Source organism: Aeromonas sp. s10 (assembly GCF_040907975.1).
GTDB classification, from domain to species: Bacteria; Pseudomonadota; Gammaproteobacteria; order Enterobacterales; family Aeromonadaceae; genus Aeromonas; species Aeromonas caviae.
In genome coordinates this window covers 49,781-71,988 of the sequence record NZ_JBFOCV010000052.1, presented here as the reverse complement: position 1 = coordinate 71,988, position 22,208 = coordinate 49,781, and the positions used below count along the sequence as shown (strand labels likewise).

General features: G+C 63.0%; 17 protein-coding genes. 9 read left to right on the top strand and 8 right to left on the bottom strand.

All coding sequences use genetic code 11. From position 1 onward, the window contains the following. Positions 1–134: 134 nt before the first annotated feature. Positions 135–839: a tRNA (N6-threonylcarbamoyladenosine(37)-N6)-methyltransferase TrmO gene (gene tsaA / locus AB5Y59_RS18560; protein ID WP_041214760.1), complete on the top strand. Its 705-nt coding sequence runs from the start codon at positions 135–137 to the stop codon at positions 837–839. 70 nt (positions 840–909) lie between these two features. Here tsaA and AB5Y59_RS18555 read toward each other — a convergent pair whose 3' ends face one another. Genes AB5Y59_RS18555 through AB5Y59_RS18545 form a run of 3 tightly spaced genes read right to left on the bottom strand, consistent with a single transcriptional unit; the run spans position 910 to position 4,096 of the window. Beyond that, positions 910–2,031 (bottom strand): beta-ketoacyl-ACP synthase III, encoded by a 1,122-nt coding sequence (locus AB5Y59_RS18555; RefSeq protein WP_368212497.1) that lies wholly within the window; start codon positions 2,029–2,031, stop codon positions 910–912. 55 nt (positions 2,032–2,086) lie between these two features. Further along, positions 2,087–3,250, bottom strand: a complete 1,164-nt coding sequence (locus tag AB5Y59_RS18550; RefSeq protein WP_261999979.1) for a VWA domain-containing protein — start codon at positions 3,248–3,250, stop codon at positions 2,087–2,089. A gap of 3 nt (positions 3,251–3,253) precedes the next feature. Continuing rightward, positions 3,254–4,096: a MoxR family ATPase gene (locus tag AB5Y59_RS18545; protein ID WP_049636619.1), complete on the bottom strand. Its 843-nt coding sequence runs from the start codon at positions 4,094–4,096 to the stop codon at positions 3,254–3,256. 163 nt (positions 4,097–4,259) lie between these two features. Here AB5Y59_RS18545 and cysK point away from each other — a divergent pair, with 163 nt between their 5' ends. The 5 genes from cysK to AB5Y59_RS18520 all read left to right on the top strand — a co-directional run bounded on the left by cysK (position 4,260) and on the right by AB5Y59_RS18520 (position 9,055). Further along, on the top strand, positions 4,260–5,228 hold the full coding sequence (gene cysK / locus AB5Y59_RS18540) for a cysteine synthase A (protein WP_010673571.1): 969 nt from the start codon (positions 4,260–4,262) through the stop codon (positions 5,226–5,228). Between the two features lie 443 nt (positions 5,229–5,671). Then, a complete protein-coding gene (locus tag AB5Y59_RS18535; protein ID WP_005303128.1) occupies positions 5,672–5,929 on the top strand; it encodes an HPr family phosphocarrier protein in 258 nt (85 codons plus the stop codon). A 44-nt stretch (positions 5,930–5,973) separates the two neighbouring features. Next, on the top strand, positions 5,974–7,701 hold the full coding sequence (gene ptsI / locus AB5Y59_RS18530) for a phosphoenolpyruvate-protein phosphotransferase PtsI (protein WP_041213301.1): 1,728 nt from the start codon (positions 5,974–5,976) through the stop codon (positions 7,699–7,701). Positions 7,702–7,744: 43 nt separating this feature from the next. Continuing rightward, entirely contained in the window at positions 7,745–8,254 is a 510-nt protein-coding gene (gene crr / locus AB5Y59_RS18525; protein ID WP_010673569.1) for a PTS glucose transporter subunit IIA, read from the top strand. Between the two features lie 255 nt (positions 8,255–8,509). After that, on the top strand, positions 8,510–9,055 hold the full coding sequence (locus tag AB5Y59_RS18520) for a cytochrome b (RefSeq protein ID WP_042015896.1): 546 nt from the start codon (positions 8,510–8,512) through the stop codon (positions 9,053–9,055). 81 nt (positions 9,056–9,136) lie between these two features. On the opposite strand, the gene AB5Y59_RS18515 is transcribed toward AB5Y59_RS18520, so the two are convergent. The 3 genes from AB5Y59_RS18515 to AB5Y59_RS18505 all read right to left on the bottom strand — a co-directional run bounded on the left by AB5Y59_RS18515 (position 9,137) and on the right by AB5Y59_RS18505 (position 14,654). Beyond that, on the bottom strand, positions 9,137–12,892 hold the full coding sequence (locus tag AB5Y59_RS18515; RefSeq protein WP_268452768.1) for an AAA family ATPase: 3,756 nt from the start codon (positions 12,890–12,892) through the stop codon (positions 9,137–9,139). Then, positions 12,889–14,115, bottom strand: a complete 1,227-nt coding sequence (locus AB5Y59_RS18510; protein ID WP_103244484.1) for an exonuclease SbcCD subunit D C-terminal domain-containing protein — start codon at positions 14,113–14,115, stop codon at positions 12,889–12,891. Before AB5Y59_RS18510 ends, AB5Y59_RS18515 begins: the two co-directional genes overlap by 4 nt. A 110-nt stretch (positions 14,116–14,225) precedes the next feature. After that, complete coding sequence (locus AB5Y59_RS18505) at positions 14,226–14,654, bottom strand: GNAT family N-acetyltransferase (RefSeq protein WP_010673565.1); 429 nt, start codon at positions 14,652–14,654, stop codon at positions 14,226–14,228. Between the two features lie 179 nt (positions 14,655–14,833). Here AB5Y59_RS18505 and rdgC point away from each other — a divergent pair, with 179 nt between their 5' ends. Then, the gene (gene rdgC / locus AB5Y59_RS18500) at positions 14,834–15,745 is read left to right on the top strand and encodes a recombination-associated protein RdgC (RefSeq protein ID WP_010673564.1); all 912 of its coding nucleotides are present in this window, start codon (positions 14,834–14,836) and stop codon (positions 15,743–15,745) included. 179 nt (positions 15,746–15,924) lie between these two features. Here rdgC and AB5Y59_RS18495 read toward each other — a convergent pair whose 3' ends face one another. After that, positions 15,925–16,542 (bottom strand): GDSL-type esterase/lipase family protein, encoded by a 618-nt coding sequence (locus AB5Y59_RS18495; RefSeq protein WP_368212496.1) that lies wholly within the window; start codon positions 16,540–16,542, stop codon positions 15,925–15,927. A gap of 112 nt (positions 16,543–16,654) precedes the next feature. On the opposite strand from AB5Y59_RS18495, the gene ggt reads away from it, so the two are divergent. After that, complete coding sequence (gene ggt, locus AB5Y59_RS18490) at positions 16,655–18,436, top strand: gamma-glutamyltransferase (RefSeq protein ID WP_368212495.1); 1,782 nt, start codon at positions 16,655–16,657, stop codon at positions 18,434–18,436. A 374-nt stretch (positions 18,437–18,810) separates the two neighbouring features. Beyond that, positions 18,811–20,442, top strand: a complete 1,632-nt coding sequence (ybaL, locus tag AB5Y59_RS18485) for a YbaL family putative K(+) efflux transporter (protein ID WP_139737264.1) — start codon at positions 18,811–18,813, stop codon at positions 20,440–20,442. 98 nt (positions 20,443–20,540) lie between these two features. Here the strand turns inward: ybaL and AB5Y59_RS18480 are convergent, their stop codons facing one another. Beyond that, positions 20,541–21,842, bottom strand: a complete 1,302-nt coding sequence (locus AB5Y59_RS18480) for a sigma-54 dependent transcriptional regulator (RefSeq protein WP_010673560.1) — start codon at positions 21,840–21,842, stop codon at positions 20,541–20,543. Positions 21,843–22,208 lie beyond the last annotated feature (366 nt).

Here is a 22,208-nt window from a genome sequence, read left to right as displayed (position 1 = left end):
CGCAAGTTGGCACCAGGACACAGCCCCCAGGCACCGGGTCTGGGATCGGGATCACAGGGGCCGCGTCCTGGTGCTCCCCCTGCGTTTTCGGCGTGCCTGTGCTACATTGCCCGGGTTTTCAGCCAGGATCCGCCATGAAGTTCGATATCGATACCCTAGGGATCATCCGCTCTCCCTACAAGGAGAAGTTCGCCATACCCCGCCAGCCCGGTCTGGTCAGCGCGGCTCGCGCCCGCCTCGAACTGCTTCCTCCCTATGATCAGCCCGATGTGCTGCGCGGCATCGAGCAATTCTCCCATCTCTGGATCAGTTTCGTGTTTCACCAGACCATGGATCAGGGCTGGCACCCGACGGTGCGCCCGCCGCGCCTCGGCGGCAACGAGCGGGTTGGGGTCTTTGCCACCCGCTCCACCTTCCGCCCCAACCCCCTTGGCCTCTCCGTGGTCGAGCTGCACGGGGTGGGACGTGAGCGCGGCAAGCTCTGGCTCGAGCTGGGCGCGGTGGACTTGCTCGACGGCACCCCGGTCGTCGACATCAAGCCCTATGTCCCCTATGCCGACAGCCTGCCCCACGCCCGTGGCGGTTTCGCCCCCGATGCCCCCACCCCGCCGCTGGCGGTGAGCTTCAGCGCCCAGGCCGAGCAGCAACTCGCCCCCTGGCTCAAGGCCCACCCGGAGCTGCGTGAACTGGTGAGGGAGGTGCTGGCTCAGGATCCCCGCCCTGCTTACAAGAAGGGCAAGCCGGATGACAAGGTGTACGGTGTCAGATTGTTCGATGTGAACGTGCGATTTCAGATAAAAGAGCCGCAATGTCAGGTACTGGCTATCGAACCCGCTTGAAAAAATCCTCTCGGGCAGCATGAAAAAAGCCACCCTCCCGGGTGGCTTTTTTATGGGCAAAACAGGGTGCTCAGCGCCGCTGCAACAGCAGGCTGCCGATGGAGTAACCGGCCCCAAAGGAGCAGAGCACCCCGCGAGCCCCGCTCGGCAGATCCTGGTTGAAGAGGTGGAAGGCGATGATGGAACCCGCCGAGCTGGTGTTGCCGTAGCGGTCGAGGATGACAGGCGCCTCCTGCTGGCTGGCGTCATGGCCCAGCAACTTGCGACCGATGAACTGGTTCATGGTGAGGTTGGCCTGATGAAGCCAGAGCCGGCTCAAGCCATCGGCCGCCCATCCCTGCTCCGCCAGCTGGGAGGCTATCTGATCGCACACCAGGGGCAGCACCTCCTTGAACACCTTGCGCCCCTGCTGGCGAAACAGCTTGTCGTCGCCGTAGCGGGTGCGCGGGCTGAGCCGGTTCAGGAAGCCGAAGTTGTTGCGGATGTTGTTGGAGTACTGGGTCACCAGCTTGCTGGCCACCAGTTGCCAGGGGTTGGCCACCTGGCAATCGGCCTCCCGCTCCAGCAGCACGGCGGTACAGGCGTCGCCGAAGATGAAGTGACTGTCCCGATCGCGGAAGTTGAGGTGACCCGAGCAGATCTCCGGATTGACCACCAGCGCCAGCCGGGCGGTGCCTGCCGCCAGCATGTCTGCGGCGGTCTTGATCCCGAAGGTGGCGGAAGAGCAGGCCACGTTCATGTCGAATGCCAGGCCGCTGGCGCCGAGATAGTGCTGCAATTCGATGGCCAGCGCCGGGTAGGGGCGCGGCATGTTGGAGGCGGCGACGATGACAAGATCGATCTCCCCCGGTTCACGACCGGCGGCGATCAGCACCTGCTCGGCGGCCGCCACCGCCATCTCCACCATGATGGAGGGCTGATCGTCCGGGCGCTCCGCCATGAGAGGCTGCATGATGTCGGGATCCAGCACCCCCTCGCTGCTCACCAGATAGCGGCTCTTGATGCCGGAGGCCTTCTCGATGAACTCGCAGCTGGAGTGCTGTTTGGCAGGCAACTGCCCAGCATCGATGGCGGAGGCGTTCTCCTCGTTGTAGAGATCCACGTACTGGTTGAAGGCCTCCACCAGCGCTTCATTGCTGACGGCAAAGGGAGGGGTATAGAGGCCTGAGCCACTGATTACGATAGAGGTCATCTTTGCTCCTGGCCGGGTGCAATCCCGGCTTGTCTGTTTTTTAGGGTTCAGAGGGTCACAGCTGGTCGATGGCCGCAGCCAGACCCGCCAGGGTCAGCGGGTGCATCCGCCCGCCGATCAATTCGTTCATCAACTTGATGGAGGGATGCCACAGCCACTCCTGCCTTGGCAGCGGATTGACCCACACCATCTTGGGGAAATGTTGTTGCAGGCGCCCGAGCCACACCTGGCCGGGCTCCTCGTTCCAGTACTCTACGCTGCCACCTGGCCAGGTGATTTCATAGGGGCCCATCTTCGCATCCCCCACCACCATCACCCTGTAGTCGCTGCCGTAGGTGCGCAGCAGCCGCAAGGTATCGAGCCGATCATCAAGGCGCCTGGCATTGTCCTGCCAGACGAAGTCGTAGAGGCAGTTGTGAAAATAGAAGAACACCAGGTGCTTGAACTCGTGGCGCAGGGCCGAAAAGAGGCGCTGCACCTCGGCCACATGGGCATCCATGGAGCCCCCTACGTCGAAGAAGACCAGCAGTTTGACCCCGTTGTGGCGCTCGGGCCGCAGCTTCACATCGAGCCAGCCTTGCCTGGCCGAGCTTTGGATGGTGTCGTCGAGATCCAGCTCGTCGGGATTGCCCCGGCGCACCCAGCGTCTGAGCTTGCGCAGGGCGAGCTGGATGGCGCGCTGCCCCAGGGGCGAGTCGTCACTGAAGTTGCGAAAGTGGCGCGCTTCCCACACCTTGGTCGCCCGCCCGTGCTGACCCTCTCCCCCCATGCGGATCCCTTCCGGGTGATAGCCGCCGTGACCGAACGGGCTGCTGCCCCCGGTGCCGACCCACTTGTTGCCGCCGGCGTGACGCTCCTTCTGCTCGTTCAAGCGCTGGTTGAGGGTCGCCAGCAGCTTGTCCAGCCCGCCAAGAGATTGGAGCAACGCCTTCTCCTCCGGGCTTAACAGTCGCTCGAACTCCTTGCGCAGCCAGTCGTCAGGCAGGCTCTCCGGCAACAGGGGGATGACGGCCAACCCTTCGTAATACTCGGCGAAGGCGCGATCGAAGCGATCGTAGTGCGCCTCGTCTTTCACCAGCAGGCAGCGGGATAGCAGGTAGAACTCGTCCATGTCGAGGCTGGCCAGTCTGGCTGCCAGCGCCGCGTGCAGGTCGAGCAATTCGCGCAGGCTGCAGGGGAGCTTGTGACGGCGCAGATGGGTAAAAAAGTCGATCAGCATGGGTCAGCTGCCGCGTCTGGCCAGAAAAGCGAGCTTCTCAAACAGATGCAAGTCCTGCTCCGTCTTGAGCAGGGCGCCGTAGAGGGCAGGCACCAGTTTGCCCGGCTCGCGGGTGCGCATCGCCTCGGGGGCGATATCGTCGGCCAAAAGCAGCCGGATCCAGTCCAGCAGCTCCGAGGTGGACGGCTTCTTGCGCAGCCCCTCTACCTCGCGCAGCTCGAAGAAGAGCTCCATCGCCTCACCGAGCAGGCTCTCCTTGAGGTTTGGGTAGTGGAGCTTGACGATGGCCTGCATCTCGGCCTTGTCGGGGAAGCGAATGTAGTGGAAGAAGCAGCGGCGCAGGAAGGCATCCGGCAGCTCTTTTTCGTTGTTGGAGGTGATGATGACCACCGGCCGCTGGCGGGCCTTGACTCGCTCGCCGGTCTCGTAGACATCGAACTCCATCCGATCCAGCTCCAGCAGCAGATCGTTGGGAAACTCGATGTCCGCCTTGTCGATTTCATCGATGAGCAGCACTGGCCGCTGCTCTGCGCTGAAGGCCTGCCACAGCTTGCCCCGGCGGATGTAGTGGCCTATCTCCCCTACCCTGGGGTCGCCGAGCTGGGAGTCTCGCAGCCGGGCGACGGCATCATATTCGTAGAGCCCCTGCTGGGCCTTGGTGGTGGACTTGATGTGCCAGCTGATGAGCTCGGCGCCCAGGGATTCGGCCACCGCCTCCGCCAGCACCGTCTTGCCCGTACCGGGCTCACCCTTGATGAGCAGCGGCTTCTCCAGCACGATGGCGGCATCGACGGCCATCTTCAGTGCCTGTGATGCGAGATAGCGGTCGCTTCCTGCAAATCCCATGAGATCCCTTCCATTGGATGCCCAGGCAGCGGGAGCCCCCTCGGCAAGAGAGAATAAGTTCTATATGTTGTAATAACATATTGTTATAACGATTCGTCACTTCTCATTCAGAAACCACAGGGTAATCTTGTTTCATCGCCTTAACAAACACAGGGATAGCACCATGAGCAAAATTTTTGAGGACAACAGCCAGACCATAGGCAACACCCCGCTTGTTCGTCTCAACCGTGTTACCAAGGGCCGCGTGCTGGCCAAGATCGAGAGCCGCAACCCGAGCTTCAGCGTCAAGTGCCGGATCGGTGCCAACCTCATCTGGGATGCCGAGAAACGCGGCGTGCTGACCAAGGGCAAGGAGATCATCGAGCCCACCAGCGGCAACACGGGTATTGCCCTGGCATTCGTGGCTGCGGCCCGCGGCTATCCCATCACCCTGACCATGCCGGCCACCATGAGCCTGGAGCGCCGCAAGCTGCTCAAGGCCCTGGGTGCCAACCTGGTGCTGACCGAAGGTCCCCTCGGCATGAAGGGCGCCATTGCCAAGGCCAACGAGATCCTCGAATCCGAGCCGGGCAAGTACGTGCTGCTGCAACAGTTTGAAAACCCGGCCAACCCGGAAATCCACGAGCAGACCACTGGCCCCGAGATCTGGGACGCCACCGATGGCGAGGTGGATGTGTTCGTGGCGGGCGTCGGCACCGGCGGCACCATCACCGGGGTCTCCCGCTACATCAAGAAGACCAAAGGCAAGGCCATCGTCTCCGTGGCGGTCGAGCCCAGCGAATCCCCCGTCATCAGCCAGAAACTGGCGGGTGAAGAGATAAAGCCCGGTCCCCACAAGATCCAGGGCATCGGCGCCGGCTTCATCCCGGGCAACCTGGATTTGAGCCTGCTGGACCGCGTCGAGCAGGTGAGCAGTGACGAAGCCATCGAGATGGCCCGCCGCCTGATGGAAGAGGAAGGGATCCTGGCCGGTATCAGCTCCGGCGCTGCCGTGGTCGCTGCCAACCGTCTGGCCGAGCAGCCGGAGTTCGAAGGGAAAACGATTGTCGTCATCCTGCCGAGCGCCGCCGAGCGTTACCTCTCCAGCGCCCTCTTCGCCGGTGTGTTCAGCGAGCAGGAATTGCAGCAGTAGTTGATCAGCCAACACCAAAACGACGGCGCTCCTCGGAGCGCCGTTTTCATTATGCGCTAAACTCTCTAGCCACCAGTGCCACTCGGCCCCTTATTTTTTGGGGTAAAATAACAAAATTGGATATGACAAAAAAAGCAGACATTCTGTGATAAATCTCATATCCTGTGCGGCGTCACGAGGTGTTTGCTGGCAAGGTATCACAAGGTAACAAAGTGTTATTTTTCGTTATAAAATAATTTCAGGCCAGTCCTGACGCGGCTTGCAGCCTGATAGCGAAAAAATACCTGGCCACGACGCCGAATACTGCACAGAAAATTGACCTGGATTAAACCATTGCAGGTCTGATTTCGTTACTTTACAACATATCCATACTGACACGGTGAGACAGGAAGCCTCATTGGCGACCATCTCTCCAAACAATATCAATAATATGGGGTGAAACCATGTACGAGAAGTCTGTTGTTATTACTGCTGAAAACGGCCTGCACACCCGTCCTGCAGCTCAGTTCGTGAAAGAAGCCAAAGAATTCCAAAGCGAGATCACTGTGGTCTCCGGTGGCAAATCCGCCAGCGCCAAGAGCCTGTTCAAGCTGCAGACTCTGGGTCTGACCAAAGGCACCAACGTGACCATCCAGGCCGACGGCCCGGACGCTCAGAAAGCCGTTGAGAAGCTGGTTGCCCTGATGGACGAGCTGGAGTAATCCAGCTTTATTCCTCCCCCACAGTCGTTTTAATAGGAAGGATTATGATATCTGGCATTCTTGCGTCCCCCGGTATCGCATTCGGTAAGGCGCTTCTTCTGAAAGAAGATGAAATCGTTATCAATCAGGGCAAGATTCCCGCCGAACAGATTGATGCCGAGATCAACCGCTTCCTCGAAGCCCGCACCAAGTCAGCCGCACAGCTGGAAGCCATCAAAGAGATGGCCGGTCGCACCTTCGGTGAAGAAAAAGAGGCCATCTTCGAAGGCCACATCATGCTGCTCGAAGATGAAGAGCTGGAAGGGGATATCAGATCCTTCATCAAAGAACACAAGGCCTCTGCCGACAGAGCCGTTCACGAGGTGATCGAACAGTACGCCAAGATGATGGCCGATCTGGATGACCCCTATCTGCGTGAGCGCGCCACCGACTTCCGTGACATCGGCACCCGTCTGGTCAAGAACGTACTGGGTATCGCCGTTGTCAACCTGAGCACCATCGACGAAGAGGTCATCCTGGTCGCCAAAGACCTGACCCCGTCTGAAACCGCTCAGATCAACCTGAAATACGTGCTGGGCTTCGTCACCGACATCGGTGGCCGTACCTCCCACACCTCCATCATGGCCCGCTCCCTGGAGCTGCCGGCCGTCGTGGGCACCAACGACATCACCGAGCGCGTCAAGAACGGTGACATGCTGGTGCTGGATGCGATCAACAACCAGGTCATCATCAACCCGACCGCCGACCAGTTGAACGAAGCCAAGAAGTTCCAGGCCCAGTTCCAGGCCGAGAAGGACGAGCTGGCCAAGCTCAAAGACCTGCCTGCCATCACCCTGGATGGCCACCAGGTCGAAGTGTGCGCCAACATCGGGACCGTCAAGGACACCGAAGGTGCCATCCGCAACGGCGCCGAAGGCGTGGGTCTGTACCGTACCGAGTTCCTGTTCATGGACCGTGACGCGCTGCCGACCGAAGACGAGCAGTTCAAGGCTTACAAAGAAGTGGCCGAAGCCATGCCGGATCAACCGATCATTGTCCGTACCATGGACATCGGCGGCGACAAAGAACTGCCCTACATGAATTTCCCGAAAGAGATGAATCCCTTCCTGGGCTGGCGTGCCGTGCGTATCTTCTTCGATCGCACCGACATCATGCACGCCCAGCTGCGGGCCATCCTGCGTGCGTCTGCCTTCGGCAAACTGCGCATCATGTTCCCGATGATCATCTCCGTCGAAGAGTTCCGCAGCCTGAAGGCTACCGTGGAGACGCTGAAAGCCGAACTGCGTGCCGAAGGCAAAGCCTTTGATGAATCCATCGAAGTGGGTATCATGATCGAGACCCCGGCCGCGGCCGTGATGGCTCATCATCTGGCCAAGGAAGTGGATTTCTTCAGTATCGGTACCAACGACCTGACCCAGTACACCCTGGCTGTCGACCGTGGTAACGAGATGATTTCCGCCATGTACAACCCGCTGTCACCCTCCGTCCTGACCCTGATCAAGATGGTGATCGACGCTTCCCATGACAATGGCAAGTGGACCGGTATGTGCGGTGAACTGGCTGGTGACGAACGCGCCACCCTGCTGCTGCTGGGTATGGGTCTGGATGAGTTCTCCATGAGCGCCATCTCTGTACCGCGTATCAAGAAGCTTATCCGCAACACCAACTTCGAAGATGTGAAGGCCATGGCCGACCAGGCGCTGAGCTTTGCCACCGCCGCCGAAATCGAAGCGTGCGTAGATAACTTTATTAAGCAGAAGGCAGTCTGCTAAGATCGGCTGCAAACAGCGACAATCATCTCTAGGAGCTTTTACTATGGGTCTGTTCGACAAACTGAAGAAACTGGTTTCCGACGACAGTTCTGACACTGGCGGCATCGAAATCTTTGCCCCGCTGTCCGGCGAAATCGTCCCCATCGAAGATGTGCCTGACGTCGTCTTCGCCGAGAAGATCGTCGGCGACGGCATCGCCATCAAACCGGCCGGCAACAAGATGGTTGCTCCGTGCGACGGCACCATCGGCAAAATCTTCGAGACCAACCACGCGTTCTCTCTGGAGTCCGACTCTGGTATCGAGCTATTCGTTCACTTCGGTATCGACACCGTCGAGCTGAAGGGTGAAGGTTTCACCCGTATCGCTCAGGAAGGTCAACAGGTCAAGCGCGGTGACACCATCATCGAGTTCGATCTGGCCGTTCTGGAAGCCAAAGCCAAGTCTACCCTGACACCTGTGGTCATCTCCAACATGGACGAGATCAAAGAGCTGGTGAAGATGACTGGCGCCGTGACAGTGGGCGAGACCCCGGTGATCCGCATCAAGAAATAATGCGCCCTGGCCTGACGCCAGCGACCGCCAAAAACCGAAGCCTGGTGCTTCGGTTTTTTTTTTGCCCCTTCCATCTCCCGATACTCCATGGGCTCCCGCACAGGTCAGCATGACGGCAAACAGGCAGAAATGTTATCGAGATCAACACGGGCATAAGCAAGCCGAGTACCCTCAAGAGGGATACCTGCGGGTCCTTTGGCTCGATATGAGACGGGATGAAAAGAGATAAGCCGCTTAAGTGGCGAGGAGACAACGATGCTGAGAAATACCGAACAACGTTATGGCAGCCTGAGCATAGGGCTGCACTGGTTGACCCTGCTGCTGATGATCGCCGTCTATGCGCTGATGGAGTTCAGGGACATCTTCCCCAAAGGGTCGGCCGGCCGCGACCTGATGAAGGAGTTTCACTTCATGGTGGGTCTGCTGATCCTGGCGCTGGTGGTCGTGCGCCTGCTGGTGCGCGTGGGTAGCCCCTCACCGCGTATCGTGCCCGAGCTCTCCCCCCTGATGCTCACGCTGGCCAAGCTCGCCCACCTGGCGCTCTATGGCTTCCTGATCCTCACTCCGCTGCTGGGCTGGCTGCTGCTGAGTGCGGGCGGCAAGCCCATCCCCTTCTTCGGCCTGGCGCTCCCCGCCCTCATCGCCCCCGACGACGGCCTGAAGGGCACCATCAAGGAGTTGCACGAGACGCTGGCCAACATTGGCTATGCCCTGATTGCCCTGCACGCGGCGGCAGCCATCTACCACCACCATGTGCTCAAGGACAACACCCTGACCAATATGCTGCCCGAGCGCAAATAACCAGCGACGGGTTGCACACCAACAAAAAGGCCCCTGTGACAGAGGCCTTTTTGTTCATGGAGGGTCATGGGCGACACGTCGTCAGCCGGGCAACACTACCCGGCTTTCGCCGCCGCCGAGGGCCTCCACCCGCACCTGCACGCCGATCCGCTCCACCAGGGTCTGCACGTGGGAGATGACCCCGATCTGACGGCCAGCCGCCTGCAGGGAATCGAGGCTTGAGAGCGCCAGATCCAGGCTGTCGGGATCCAGGGTACCGAAGCCCTCGTCGATAAAGAGCGATTCGACCTGGGTCTGACGCGATGACAGGCTGGAGAGGGCCAGCGCCAGCGCCAGCGACACCAGGAAACTCTCACCGCCGGAGAGGGAATCCACCGAGCGCACCTCGTCCCCCATGTCGAGATCCACCACCTGCAGCGCCAGATCGGTGCCGGGCACCCGCTCCAGTCGATAACGGGGGGAGAGCTCGGCGAGCTGGGCGTTGGCTTCCAGCAGCAGCCGCTCCAGGGTGAGGCTCTGGGCGAAGGTACGCAGCTTGGCGCCGCTGGCCGAGCCGATAAGGTCGGAGAGGCGCTGCCAGTGATCCGCCACCGCCTGCTGGGCGGCCAGCTCCTCCTGCAGGGTGCCCGCCTTGAGGGCCGCCGCCTCCGCCTGTGCCAGCGCGCTCTTGCACTGGAACAGCTGCTCGTCGAGGGCGCGGCAGTGCGCCTCCAGCGCCGTCAGCCGGCTGTCGAGCTCCTGCGGCGCCAACGCGGCCAGCTCCGGGTGATGCTCGCGGTAACGATCCCGCTTGCTCTCCTCCAGCGCCAGCGCCCGCTGCCGCTCGGTCAAGCGGGTACGCGCCTCGGCGCGGGCATCCTCCAGCGCCTGCAAGGCGGCGCGGCGCGTCTTGAGCTCATCCGGGCTCATGGCCAGCAGGCGGCGCAGGTCATATTCGGCGATACCAAGACTGCTGGCGTGGGCAGCCCAGCGCCCCAGCACCTCCCGCCGCCGACGGCTGCTCACCTGCTTCTCCTGCTCCAGATGGCTGAGACGGGTCTTGAGCTCGGTCTGGCGCTCGCGCAGGGCGCGGGCCGCCCCCTGCATCGTCTCCAGCTCGCTCGCCAGCTGCTGCAGCCGCTGCTGCCAGCGGCTCTCGACCAAGGCAATCTCCTCGCCCCCCAGACAGGTGGCACGGCTGGTAACCAGCCCCTGCCGTTGCTGTTCGTGCTCCTTGTAGTCGCGCTCGAGCTTGTGCAGCAGCTCGCGCTGGGTCTGCAGGCGTGCCTCCTGGGCGCTCAGGGCCGGGGTGAGGCTGGCAATCTCGCCGGTCAGCCGCTCCCACTCGCTCTGGCCGTGCAGCCAGGCCTCGCAGGCCCGCTGCCACTCATGCCACTGCTGGCTGCCCAGCCACTGACGCCAGGGCTGGCCTCCCATCTGCTCGTCGAGCCGGCTGCCCCCCTGCTCAAGGCGCTGGCGCAGGGTCGTTTCCTGCTCGCCCATCCCCTTCACCTCCCCTTCCAGGGCGATGCGCTGGCGGTCGGCCTCCTGCCACTGCTGCTCGAACTGCTGGTGCTGGCTGGCCAGCTGACTCAGCTGCTGGCGCACGGCCTGCAACTGCTGCTGCCCCTGCTGGGCCTCGCGCAGTTGCTGCTGGCTGCGGACCAGCCCCTGCTCCAGACTCTGGCCGCGACCGAGCAGGGTACTCATCAATTCGTTCCACTCGATCGGGCTCTGACGTAGCGGCAACGGATGGCCCAGCAGCTCGGCACCGCCGAGCTGCTGCCAGCGCTGGGTCAGCTGCTCGGCGCGCGTCTCCAGCTCAGGTAGATGTTGCTGACGCACCGCCAGCTGGCGGGCCAGCTCCTGGCGTTCACTCTCGCACTGAATGTATTGGTGATTGAGCCGCTCCCACTCGAGCTCGAGGCTGCGGACGCGCTCCGCCAGCTGGCCGAGAATACCGGCCACCTGCGGCTGGCTCTGGTGATAGGGGTGCTCCTCGGCGCCGCAGAGCGGGCAAGGTTCACCGTCGCGCAGGATGTGGCGATGCTGCTCGAAACTGGCGATGGCGCGGGACTGCTCCAGCGCGTGGCGCGCCTCGTCCCGCTGCAGGGCAAGCCGCTCACGGGCCGGCGCCAGCTCGTCGCCGAGGATGGCCAGCTTGCCGAGCGCCTGCTCCAGCTGGGCGATCTCCTGCTGCAGGCGACCATGCTGCTCGCCGTGATTGCGGCCATAGTCCGCCAGCTCCAGCAGCTGGCGCAGCTGGCCCAGTTGTTCGGTCTGCTGCTGCCACTGCTCCTGCGCCTTGGCCAGGCGCCCCTCCCACTGCTGCTCCTGCAGCTCGTGCTGTTGCTGCTGCAGCCGCTCCTGCTCGCGCAGCCAGTAGTCGCGCTCCTGCTGCCCCTGCTCCAGCTGGTGCTGCAACTGCCTGAGGGCGCGCAGCTTGTGTTCGCGCAGGGTAAGGAGCTGCTGCAGCCTGTCGGCATCCTCGGCCCAATCTTGCATGGCGGTGAGCAGGGGCTGCCATTGGCGGGCGACCGGCGCCAGCTCCTTGTGCTCCTCGAGCCAGGCACCCCACTGCTGGTGCTGGCGCTTGAGCTGCTCCACCTGCTGACTCTGCTGGCGCCAGCCCTGCTCCAGGGTGAGCTGCACCTCCCGCTCCTGCGCCCCCTCCTGCTGGATCTTCTGCAGTTGCTGCTGCTTTTCCCGAATCCGGGTATCGAGCTCCTGCGCCCGTTTGAGTTCGGGCTGCAGGGCGCCCCACTCGCGCTCGGCGGCGATCTTCTCCGCCAGCAGTTGCTGTTCGGTGAGGGCGCTCTGCTGGGTCTGCTCCTCCAGCTTGCCAAGTTCGGGACCAAGCTCGGCCAGCGCCTTCTCCTGCTGCTGCACCTCCAGGGTGAGGCGAGCCAGCTCGTCGTGATCGGCGCGGGCCACCTGGGCCTGCTCGGCGCGGGCGAACTCCTCCCGCTCGGGGGCGGCCGCAGCGTGGGCCACCTCGGCCGCGGCAAGGGCCGCCTCTCCCTCCTGACAGGCCTGCAACTGGGCGGCGATGCGGCCGTTGAGATCGCGCAAGTCCTGCATCAGCTGCTGTTGCTGCTGCTCGTGCTTGAGGCTGGTGGCAAGGCTTATCTGCTGGCTCACCCACTGCTCGCGGGTCGCCTCGTCCATCAGCGCCACGTCACCGAGCCGCTGGCTGATGGCAGCCAGTTTCTGCTGCTCCTCCCGCGCCCGCTCATGGGTCTGGACCGAAATGGCGGAGTAGAGCTCGGTGCCGGTCATCCGTTCGAGCAGGGCCGAACGCTCATCGGCGCTCGATTTTAGGAAGGCGGCAAACTCCCCCTGCGGCAGGATGACGGCGCGGCGAAACTGCTCCCAGGAGAGCCCCACCAGCTCGTCGATGCGATCCTGCAGCTCCCGCTTGCTGCCACTGAACACCTGGCCCGACGCCACGTCGGTCAGGCTGCGCTCCTGGGCCTGAAAGCGCCCCTCGGCGCGGTTGCGGGCCCGGCGCACCGCCCAGCGGGCCAGCCAGATGCGGCCGTCACAGCCGCGAAACTGCACCTCGGCAAAACCGCTGGCGTGGCCGCGGCTGAGGATGCCGCGCACGTCGTTGGCCTTGAGCTTCTCCTCGTCATCCATGCGGCCCACTTCGGCGACATTCTTGCGATTGGCGATAAAGCGCGGCATCTCGTCGTAGAGCGCCAGACAGATGGCATCGAGCAGGGTGCTCTTGCCCGCGCCGGTATTGCCGGTGATGGCAAACAGGCCGGCAGCCCCCAGAGCGCCACCGGCAAAATCGATGGTGAATTGACCGGTCAGGCTGGCCAGATTCTCCCCTGACAGCGACAAGATTTTCATTGGCTGGACTCCTTCACCTGCTCCAGGATCTCTTCAAACGACGCCACCAGCTCGGCCTCCGGCTCCCCGTCGAACTGACGCTGATAGCAGAGGCGAAACACCTCGGTGGGGGAGAGCTCATCGAGCCTGCGCTGGCCGGCACCATCCGCCAGCCCCTGGCCCGAGCCCTGATAACTGGTCGTGATGCGGGCAAGGCGCACCGGCTTGTCGCCGATGGCGGCCAGCACGCGCTCGCGGATGCGGGCCTCGGGTTTGGGCAGCAGCAGCCGCACCTCGAGAAAGGGCTGCGCCTGCTGCGGGCAAGCGGGTAGCGCCAGCGCCTCGATGGCCTGGAGCGCCTCGTCAAGGCCGCTCTGGGGCAGCCGGATCATCTCCACCGCGCGGGGCACCGGGATCCGCTCAAGGCGGGCCAGTTTGCCCCTCTCAAACGTCACCTCCAGCACCTGATGGTTGTAATTCGCCTCGGCCAGCGAGAGCGGCAGCGGCGAGCCGCTGTAGTGCACCCCCTCGGCCGGACTCTGGGCCAGGTGCAGGTGACCCAGCGCCGTGTAGTCGGCGGCGGCAAACAGCTCGGCAGGCAGGGCATGCTGGTTGCCGCCGAGCACCCGCCGCTCGGAGAGCTCGGAGAGCTGGCCCGTCGCCAGATAGGCGTGGCCCATGGCGATGAGGGCCTGATCCGGATGGCAGCGCGCACGCCCCTCGCTCAGCACCGCCTCATAGACCTGGCGTACCCCTTCGATGAGTCTGTCCTGCCCTTCGCTGATCCCGTCGGGGCGCAGATCGCTGCTGCGCAGAAACGGCACGGCGGCGCACCAAGCGGCCACTTCGCCGTTTTTGCCTCGCAGCGGCACCAGCAGGCGCTCGGTCTCGAGGCGCCCCTCGTCGTCCCGGCTGATGCTGCCCACCAGATGGAGGTCGAAGGCGCGCAGCAGCTCGTGGGGGGCATCCAGCTTGGAGGGGGAGTCGTGGTTGCCGCCGATGAGCACCATCTCCAGTGCCGGGTGCTCGGCGCGCAGCCGCGCCAGGAAGCGGTAGAGCTGCTGCCAGGCACTGGCGGGAGGGTTGGCGGTGTCGAACAGATCGCCCGCCACCAGCAGGGCGTCGATGTCGCGGGTCTTGATGGTGTCGGCCAGCCAGTCGAGGAAGGCGTCGTGTTCGAAGCGGCGGTCGTGGCCGTGAAGCTGATGACCGAGGTGCCAGTCGGCGGTGTGCAGGATCTTCATGGAAAACGGCTCGATAAGGAGAAGAGAGCGGGGGCGAAGGCGCCCCTGGATGGAGACAAGATGAGGATGGTGCCCCCCGTTTTCAACCGGGGCAGCCCCAGACGTCAGATTCAGACGGCTTGGTAATGCATCTGGTACTGAAGATGGCCGGTGAGGGGATCGGGCACCTCCCCCCCGATTTCAAAGCCGTGGCGGCGGTAGAAACGCACCGCTGGCTCGTTCTCCACGAAGACCCGGGTATGCAGCTCGGCACATCTGGATCTGGCTTCCTGCAACAGGGCGTGCCCCACCCCCCGCCCCTGCCTATCGGGGCGCACGAAGAGTGCAGCCAGGTAATCATCCACCAGTGCCATGAAGCCGAGCAGGTCCCCTCGCTCCTCGAACACCCAGATGCGGGCGTGATCGAGGTAGCGGGTACGCAGCTCCTCCTGAGCCTGCCACCAGCAGGAGGCATCGACGAAATCGTGGGCCTGCAGGGAGGCCAGGAGCCAGATTTCGACGATCTCTTCCATGTCTTCCGGCCGACTCTGTCTCAACATGGTCGCCTCCTTGTCAGCAATGTGAACACTCGCAGTCTAGGGGAGTTGCACCCGCTCCCGGGGGATCAAGGTGGGGCCCTGTGAGGTCGATCGCCCTTTATTTAGCGAGAATGATTGGCTGATCACAAAGCGCCTCTCTAGTACAATGCCCGCCGGACAATCTAGAGACCGAGGACGCCATGTGGTTTAAAAACCTGCAGATTTACCGCTTTACCCGCCCCTTCGACCTGACCGTTGAGCAGCTGGAAACCCAGCTGGAAGCCTGCGCCTTCACCCCGTGCGGCAGCCAGGACATCTCCCGGTTCGGGTGGGTCAAGCCTCTTGGCAAATTCGGCTCCACTCTGACCCACGCCGCCTCTGGCCACATCCTGCTGTGCGCTCGCAAGGAAGAGAAAATGCTGCCCGGCACCGTGGTCAAGGAGATGCTGGCGGAGAAGGTAGAGGCCATTGAATTCGAGCAGGGTCGCGCCCTCAAGAAGAAAGAGAAGGAGGCGCTGAAAGAGGAGATCATGCACACCCTGCTGCCTCGCGCCTTCAGCCGCACCAGCCAGACCTTCGCCTGGATAAACCCTGCCGACAACCTGATGGTGGTGGATGCAGGCTCCGCCAAGAAAGCGGACGATCTGCTGGCGCTCTTGCGCAAATCCATCGGCTCCCTGCCGGTAGTGCCGGTGGCCCTCAAGAACCCGCCCGAGATCACCATGACCGAGTGGCTCAACGAGGGCAACCTGCCCGCCGCCTTCACCCTGGAGGACGAAGCCGAGCTGCGCAGCGCCATGGAGCACGGCGGCATCATCCGCTGCAAGCAGCAGGATCTGATGAGCGAGGAGATCAAGAACCACCTGGCCAACGACAAGCTGGTGACCAAGCTGGCCCTCAACTGGGGCGAAACCCTGAGCTTCGTGCTGGGGGACGATCTCTCCATCAAGCGCCTCAAGTTCAGCGAAGAGCTGCGCGAGCAGAACGACGACGTCACCAGTGAAGATCCCGCCGCCCGCCTGGACGCCGACTTCGCCCTGGTCACCGCCGAGCTCTCCCAGTTCATCCCGGCCCTGTTTGCCGCCCTGGGTGGTGAAGAGCAGTCCATCTAAGCAAATTGGCTCAGCCTGATTGCAAAAAACCGCCTTCACGGCGGTTTTTTCATCTCCATCGGCATCATCGCCACGGGCTGGCCCCCTCCGGGGTAGCGCCGCCGCCCTCCCGCCGCGCAATACCCTGACCCCATTGATTGCGGCAGCATGGCGCACTGCCCCGGCAGCATGACACCTCGCTAGAGTGCCCCCCTTTCCTGCAACAGTCGATGAAGTCGCTGCGCCAGGGTGCGGTAACCCTCGGCATTGAAATGCACCGCATCGGACTTCAGGGCCGGGTCTCGCAGCAACTCACCGATGCTGTCGTTGTCCAGCACCAGCCCGTACTGCTCTGCCAGCTCCTCGTAGAGGGGAGCGCCATCGGCAAACAGGGATTTTCGGGGCCCCCCGACAAGCAGGATCTGGGCCCCGCTCCCCTGCACCGCCTCTATCATGGCGGCGAGATTGGCCTTGAGGGCCGCCTCCCCGCTGCCACGCAGGATGTCGTTGCCCCCCTCCAGCAAGATGACCAGAGCGGGTCTGTGCCGGGCCAGCAACCCGGGCAGGCGGGCCCTGCCGGCCTGGCTCAGCTCTCCGGACACCCCGCCATTGACCACAGGATGGCCGCTCAGGTTCGCCAGCACGCTGGGGTAGCTTTGGGACGGGCTCACCCCGCGCCCCTCGGTCAGACTGTCCCCGAAGGCGAGCAGGGTCTCCCCCTGGGCCAGCGGTCTGAAGGTCGGCTCCCCGCAGGCCGTCAGCAACAGGCAGAGCAGCCCCGCCATGCAAGGTTTCGCCAGCGTCCCCCGGTGTGTCATGAGCGCCTCCTTGATAGTTTTGTAACCATATGAGTATTAAGACAAACTTTTAATCAAGCTCCAAGTGTGACACATTTCGGCAGGTGAACAAGAAACCGACAAGGAGCCTGTCATGTCCCTCAAACCCCTCGGCCTGCTGGTCGCCCTCGGCCTGCTTGGCGGCTGCGCCTCCCAGGACGGCTTTCACTATGTCCCTCCTCCCCAGACCCTGATCGCCCCGGAGGCGGCCAGCGGCTGGATTGACAAGCCCGGCTGGCAAGGCCGTGACTTCATGGTGGCGGCGGCCAACCCGCTGGCGGTGGATGCGGGCTACCAGATCATCAAGGCGGGGGGCAGCGCCGTCGATGCAGCCATCGCCGTCCAGCTGGTATTGACCCTGGTGGAGCCTCAATCCTCGGGCATCGGCGGCGGCTCCCTCATGCTGGTGTGGGACGGCAAGCAGGTGGCGGCGGTGGATGGCCGGGAAACAGCCCCCGCCGCTGCCACCGATCAGCTCTTCATGAAGGAGGGCAAACCCATGGCCTTCTATGAGGGGGTGGTGGGCGGGCGCTCCGTCGGCGCCCCCGGCACGGTGCGTGCCCTGGCCCTGGCGCACGAGCGCTATGGCAAGCTGCCCTGGGCCACGCTGTTCGAACCCGCCATCACCCTCGCGGAGCAAGGGTTCGTGATAAGCCCCCGCCTCGCCACCCTGCTGGCAAAAGATCCCTATCTGGCCGGGGATCCGGACGCCCGTGCCTACTTCTATCAGGCGGATGGCACCCCCAAGACGGCAGGTACCCGGCTCACCAACCCGGCCCTGGCCAGGGTGCTGCGAACCCTGGCCAGCGACGGCCCCGATGCCTTCTATCGCGGCCCGCTGGCCGAGGCCATGGTGGCCAAGGTGCACGCCCACCCGACCAACCCCGGGGTGCTGAGCGCCGCCGATCTCGCCAGCTACCAGGCCAAGCTGCGGGACGGGCTCTGCTTTGACTATCGCCAGAGCGAGATCTGCGGCTTCCCGACCCCCTCCTCCGGCACCATCGCCCTTGGCCAGATTTTCGGCATGCTGGAGAGCCGGGACATGGCCGCCCTCAAACCGGTACAGGGGGAGCAGGGTCAACTGGCCGCCTCCAGCGAGGCCATTCACCTCTACAGCGAGGCGGCACGCCTCGCCTTCGCCGATCGCAACCAGTATGTGGCCGACGGCGACGTCGTCGACGTGCCGGTGACAGGCCTGCTGGACAAGGGCTATCTGGCGCAGCGGGGGCACCTTATCGGCAACCGCTCCATGGGCGTCGCCCAGCCCGGCAACCCGCCCCGGGCGCTGGCCAGGGGCCGGGACGCCACCCCGGAGCTGCCCTCCACCAGCCACATCTCCATCGTGGACAAGAGCGGCATGGCGGTGGCCATGACCAGCTCCATCGAAGATGGCTTCGGCTCGCGGCTGATGGTCAACGGCTACCTGCTGAACAACCAGCTCACCGACTTCTCCTTCACCTCGGTGGACGCCGCCGGCCTGCCGGTGGCCAACCGGGTGGAGCCCGGCAAGCGCCCCCGCTCCTCCATGTCTCCCCTGCTGGTGTTTGACAAGGCAAGCGGCGAGCTGGAGATGAGCCTGGGATCCCCGGGAGGCTCGGCCATCATCAACTACGTGGGCAAGGCGCTGCTCGGCACCCAGGATTGGGGGCTCGACCTGCAGCAGGCCATCAACCTGCCCAATTTCGGCAGTCGCAACGGCCCCACCGAGCTGGAGCAGGGGCGCACGCCCGACGCCGTGGTACAGGGGCTCAAGGCCAGAGGGCACGAGGTCCTGCTTAACGAACAAACCTCCGGGCTGCAGGGCGTCCAGCGCCATGCCGGCGGCTGGCTGGGGGCCGCAGACCCCAGACGTGAGGGGGTCGCCAGGGGGGAGTGATGCCCCTTCAGCACCCTCGTTCACCATGGAGGAGGCCCGCCTCCTCCATGCCGTGTGCTCATAGGTGTTCTCCCTTGCCTCCCAATATCATCATCGATTGATTATTCCTGCCAATTTTTCTTTAACTACACACTCATTTCACCCAATTGCAATGCATTAGAGATGCTTTTCATCAAAATCAACGAAAAAACTGGAACAGTGTTGCTCATGACATATAAATGCATTACTTTTCAATAGAAACGGCATCTGTTGCCCTCAAGATTTCCCCTTGATACGGCCAACTTCTGTCTCTTTCGCCCCCTGCTCATTGACAGCTGCCCTCTTCGCCTTCGGGTGATCTGGTAGCCCCTGACTGCCATTAGCGAGGTGACGACATGGACCACTCACTCCCCCTTATCACCACCCTGGTAGGCGGCCTCGTGCTGGCCTACCTCTTCGGCATGCTGGCAAGCCGCCTGCGCATCTCCCCCATGGTGGGCTACCTCGCGGCCGGCGTGGTATGCGGCCCCTTTACGCCGGGCTATGTGGCCGATCTGCGGCTCGCCCCCGAGCTGGCCGAAATCGGCGTCATCCTGCTGATGTTTGGTGTCGGCCTGCACTTTTCCGTGAAAGACCTGCTGTCGGTGAAACACATCGCCATCCCGGGAGCCATCGTCCAGATAACCCTTGCGACCCTGCTCGGCCTTGGCCTCTCCCAACTGCTCGACTGGACCGTGACCGCCGGCCTGGTGTTTGGCCTGGCCCTCTCCACCGCCAGTACCGTGGTGCTGCTGCGCGCCCTGGAGAGTCGCGGCCAGCTCGACACCAACGAGGGACGCATCGCCATCGGCTGGCTCATCGTGGAGGATCTGGTGATGGTGCTGGCCCTGGTACTGCTCCCCATCCTCGCCAACCTGCAGCAGGGGGGCGAGGCACTGACCCCGGCCCAAGTGATGGCGGATATCGGCCTGACCCTGGCCAAGGTGGCTGCCTTCATCGCCCTGATGGTCATCGGCGGGCGACGCCTCATCCCCTGGCTGCTGGCCCGCACCGCCGCCACAGGCTCCCGCGAGCTGTTCACCCTGGCCGTCCTCTCCTGCTCCCTTGGCATCGCTTTTGGCGCCGTCAAGCTGTTTGGCGTCTCCTTTGCCCTCGGCGCCTTCTTCGCCGGCGTCGTGATGAACAGCTCCCATCTGAGCCACAAGGCGGCCAACGACACCCTGCCCCTGCAGGACGCCTTCGCCGTGCTCTTCTTCGTCTCCGTGGGCATGCTGTTCGACCCCGTCATCCTGCTGCGCGAGCCCCTGGCCGTGCTGGCCACCCTGTTCGTCATCGTGATCGGCAAATCCGTGGCCGCCTTCGCCATCGTGCGGCTCTTTGGCCACAGCCAGCGCACGGCGCTGACCATCTCCGCCAGCCTGGCACAGGTGGGGGAGTTCTCCTTCATCCTGATGGGTCTCGGAGTCATGCTCGAGCTGGTCCCCGGAGTCGCCCGTGACCTGGTGCTGGTCGGCGCCTGTTTCTCCATCGTGCTCAATCCGCTGGTCTTCAACCAGGCGGAGCGCTGGCTGAGGCGCCATCCCGATCCACGCACCGATGGGTCACCTCACCTCTGCCCCTTGCAGGGCCATGTGGTGGTAGTGGGCGCCGACGAGATAGGTCAGCACCTCATCCGGCAGTTGCATGAACAAGGCAGGGAGATGGTGGTGATCGACACCGACGAGCGACTGCTGGCCCCCTGGCGCGCCATGGGGATCACCTGTCTGGCGGGCCATCCCATCCAGCAGGATCTGCTGACGGCGGCGCTGCCCAACGCCAGCTGGCTGCTGATCACCCTGGATGACAGCCTGCTGGCCGGTGAGATAGCCATCAGGGCGCAGGAATACGGCGCCCTGATGCGCATCGCCGCCTGTGCCCACCAGCACGAGGAGGTGCATCATCTGCGCGTGCGCGGCGTGCATCAGGTGGTCAAGAGCGAGGAGGAGGCTGCGCGGCGACTCTGTCACCTCGCCATGGAGATGGCCTGAAGCTCATCGGAAGTAACGAGTCCCCACGACGGGGCCAGACAAGAAGCCCGGGCCTGCTGCCCGGGCTTTTTGCATGACGGGACGATACTGCCGTCCCCTCACAGCAGATCGTGCTTGTCCAGCAGGCGATAGAGGGTGGCCCGGGAGATATCGAGCGTGCGGGCCACCTCCTCGAGCTGATCGGGGAAGCGGGCCAGCGTCCGTTGCAAGGCCTGACGCTCCGCCGCTTCGCGCACCGCCTTGAGCGAGCCGTCGAGCAGCAGGCTGTCCATGTTGGTCAGCTCCATGTCATCGGCTTCGATGAAGGGGCCGCTGCACATGACCACCGCCCGCTGAACCCGGTTGCGCAGCTCCCTCACATTCCCCGGCCAGCCATAGGACTGCATGGCCTGGCGCGCCTTGCGGGTGAAGCTGAGCACCCGCCCGCCCCGCACTTCCGCCAGAATGTCATCGGCAAGGAGCTGGATGTCTTCCGCCCGCTCGCACAAGGCCGGGGTGCGCAGGCGCACCACGTTGAGCCGGTAGTAGAGATCCATGCGAAATCCGCCGCTGGCCACCGCCTGCTCCACATCGATATTGGTGGCCGCGATGATCCGCACATCCACACGACGCGTCAGGTGGCTGCCCACCGCCTCTATGCACTGCTCCTGCAAGAAGCGCAGCAGGGTTGCCTGATCCTCCAGTGGCAACTCCCCTATCTCGTCGAGAAACAGGGTGCCGCCATCGGCGGCCTCTATCTTGCCTATCTTGTGGTGCTGTGCCCCGGTGAAGGCCCCCTTGACGTGGCCGAACAGCTCGGACTGGATGAGCTGATGGGGCATGGCCCCGCAATTGACCGCCACGAAAGGGCTCTCCTCCCCGAACGTGCTGTAGTGCAGCTCCCGGGCCACCAGCTCCTTGCCCGTGCCGCTCGGTCCCGTCACCAGTACGGGCAGGCGGCAATGCTGCAACCGCACGATCTGGTCGCGCAACTGGCGGATGGGGGCGCTCTCCCCCTGGATGAAACGAAGCTGGGGTTGCAGTCGGGGGCGGTGTCGCCGGATGAGGCGCGCCATCCCCAGGGCATGTCCCAGGCTGTGGGAGAGCCTGTCTCTGTCCAGGGGAAAGGTGTGAAAATCATGAAAACAGGCTGCCAGCAAATTGCGAAGGGCTTCGCTGGCGAGACAGTCCCGCTGGATGAGGCCGATCCACAAGGCGCCGGAGTGCTGCGCAATCAGGTTGTAGAGGGCTTCGTGCTGCTGATGCTCGATCACCACCAGCACCAGGGGATAGTCCTTTTCCTGCAGTTTTTTCTCTGCCACCACCAGGGAGCTTGCCTGCTCCACCTGCCACTCGCCTTGTTCCAGCAGGCTTTCCAGTACGGCACATGAATTGATGAGCAACAATGCCGTTTCTGTCATAGGGACAACTCCTTGTTATCGCCACTGCACGAAGGAGTCTGACGACTTGTCCAGATAACTCCCTTTATCATCAAATGGCGCCATTTAATATGGCCAGACGATGATAACTATAAACCATCCCGCCTTTAGATTGATGGCACCACAATATTGAGACAGCCAAATTATCCGTGAGAAAAAATAAATCCATTGATAAATAAGCGCTTACTTCACGACACAATATGTCGCTCTCAATATTGAGACGTAAAAACAATTATATCAAATAAAAAACAACTAAAAATCATATAGTTGTGAATTGGCATGGTCGTTGCTCTCTCCAATAAGCCCTCCTGGCATATGGAGACAGAACATGAAAATATATATTGCATT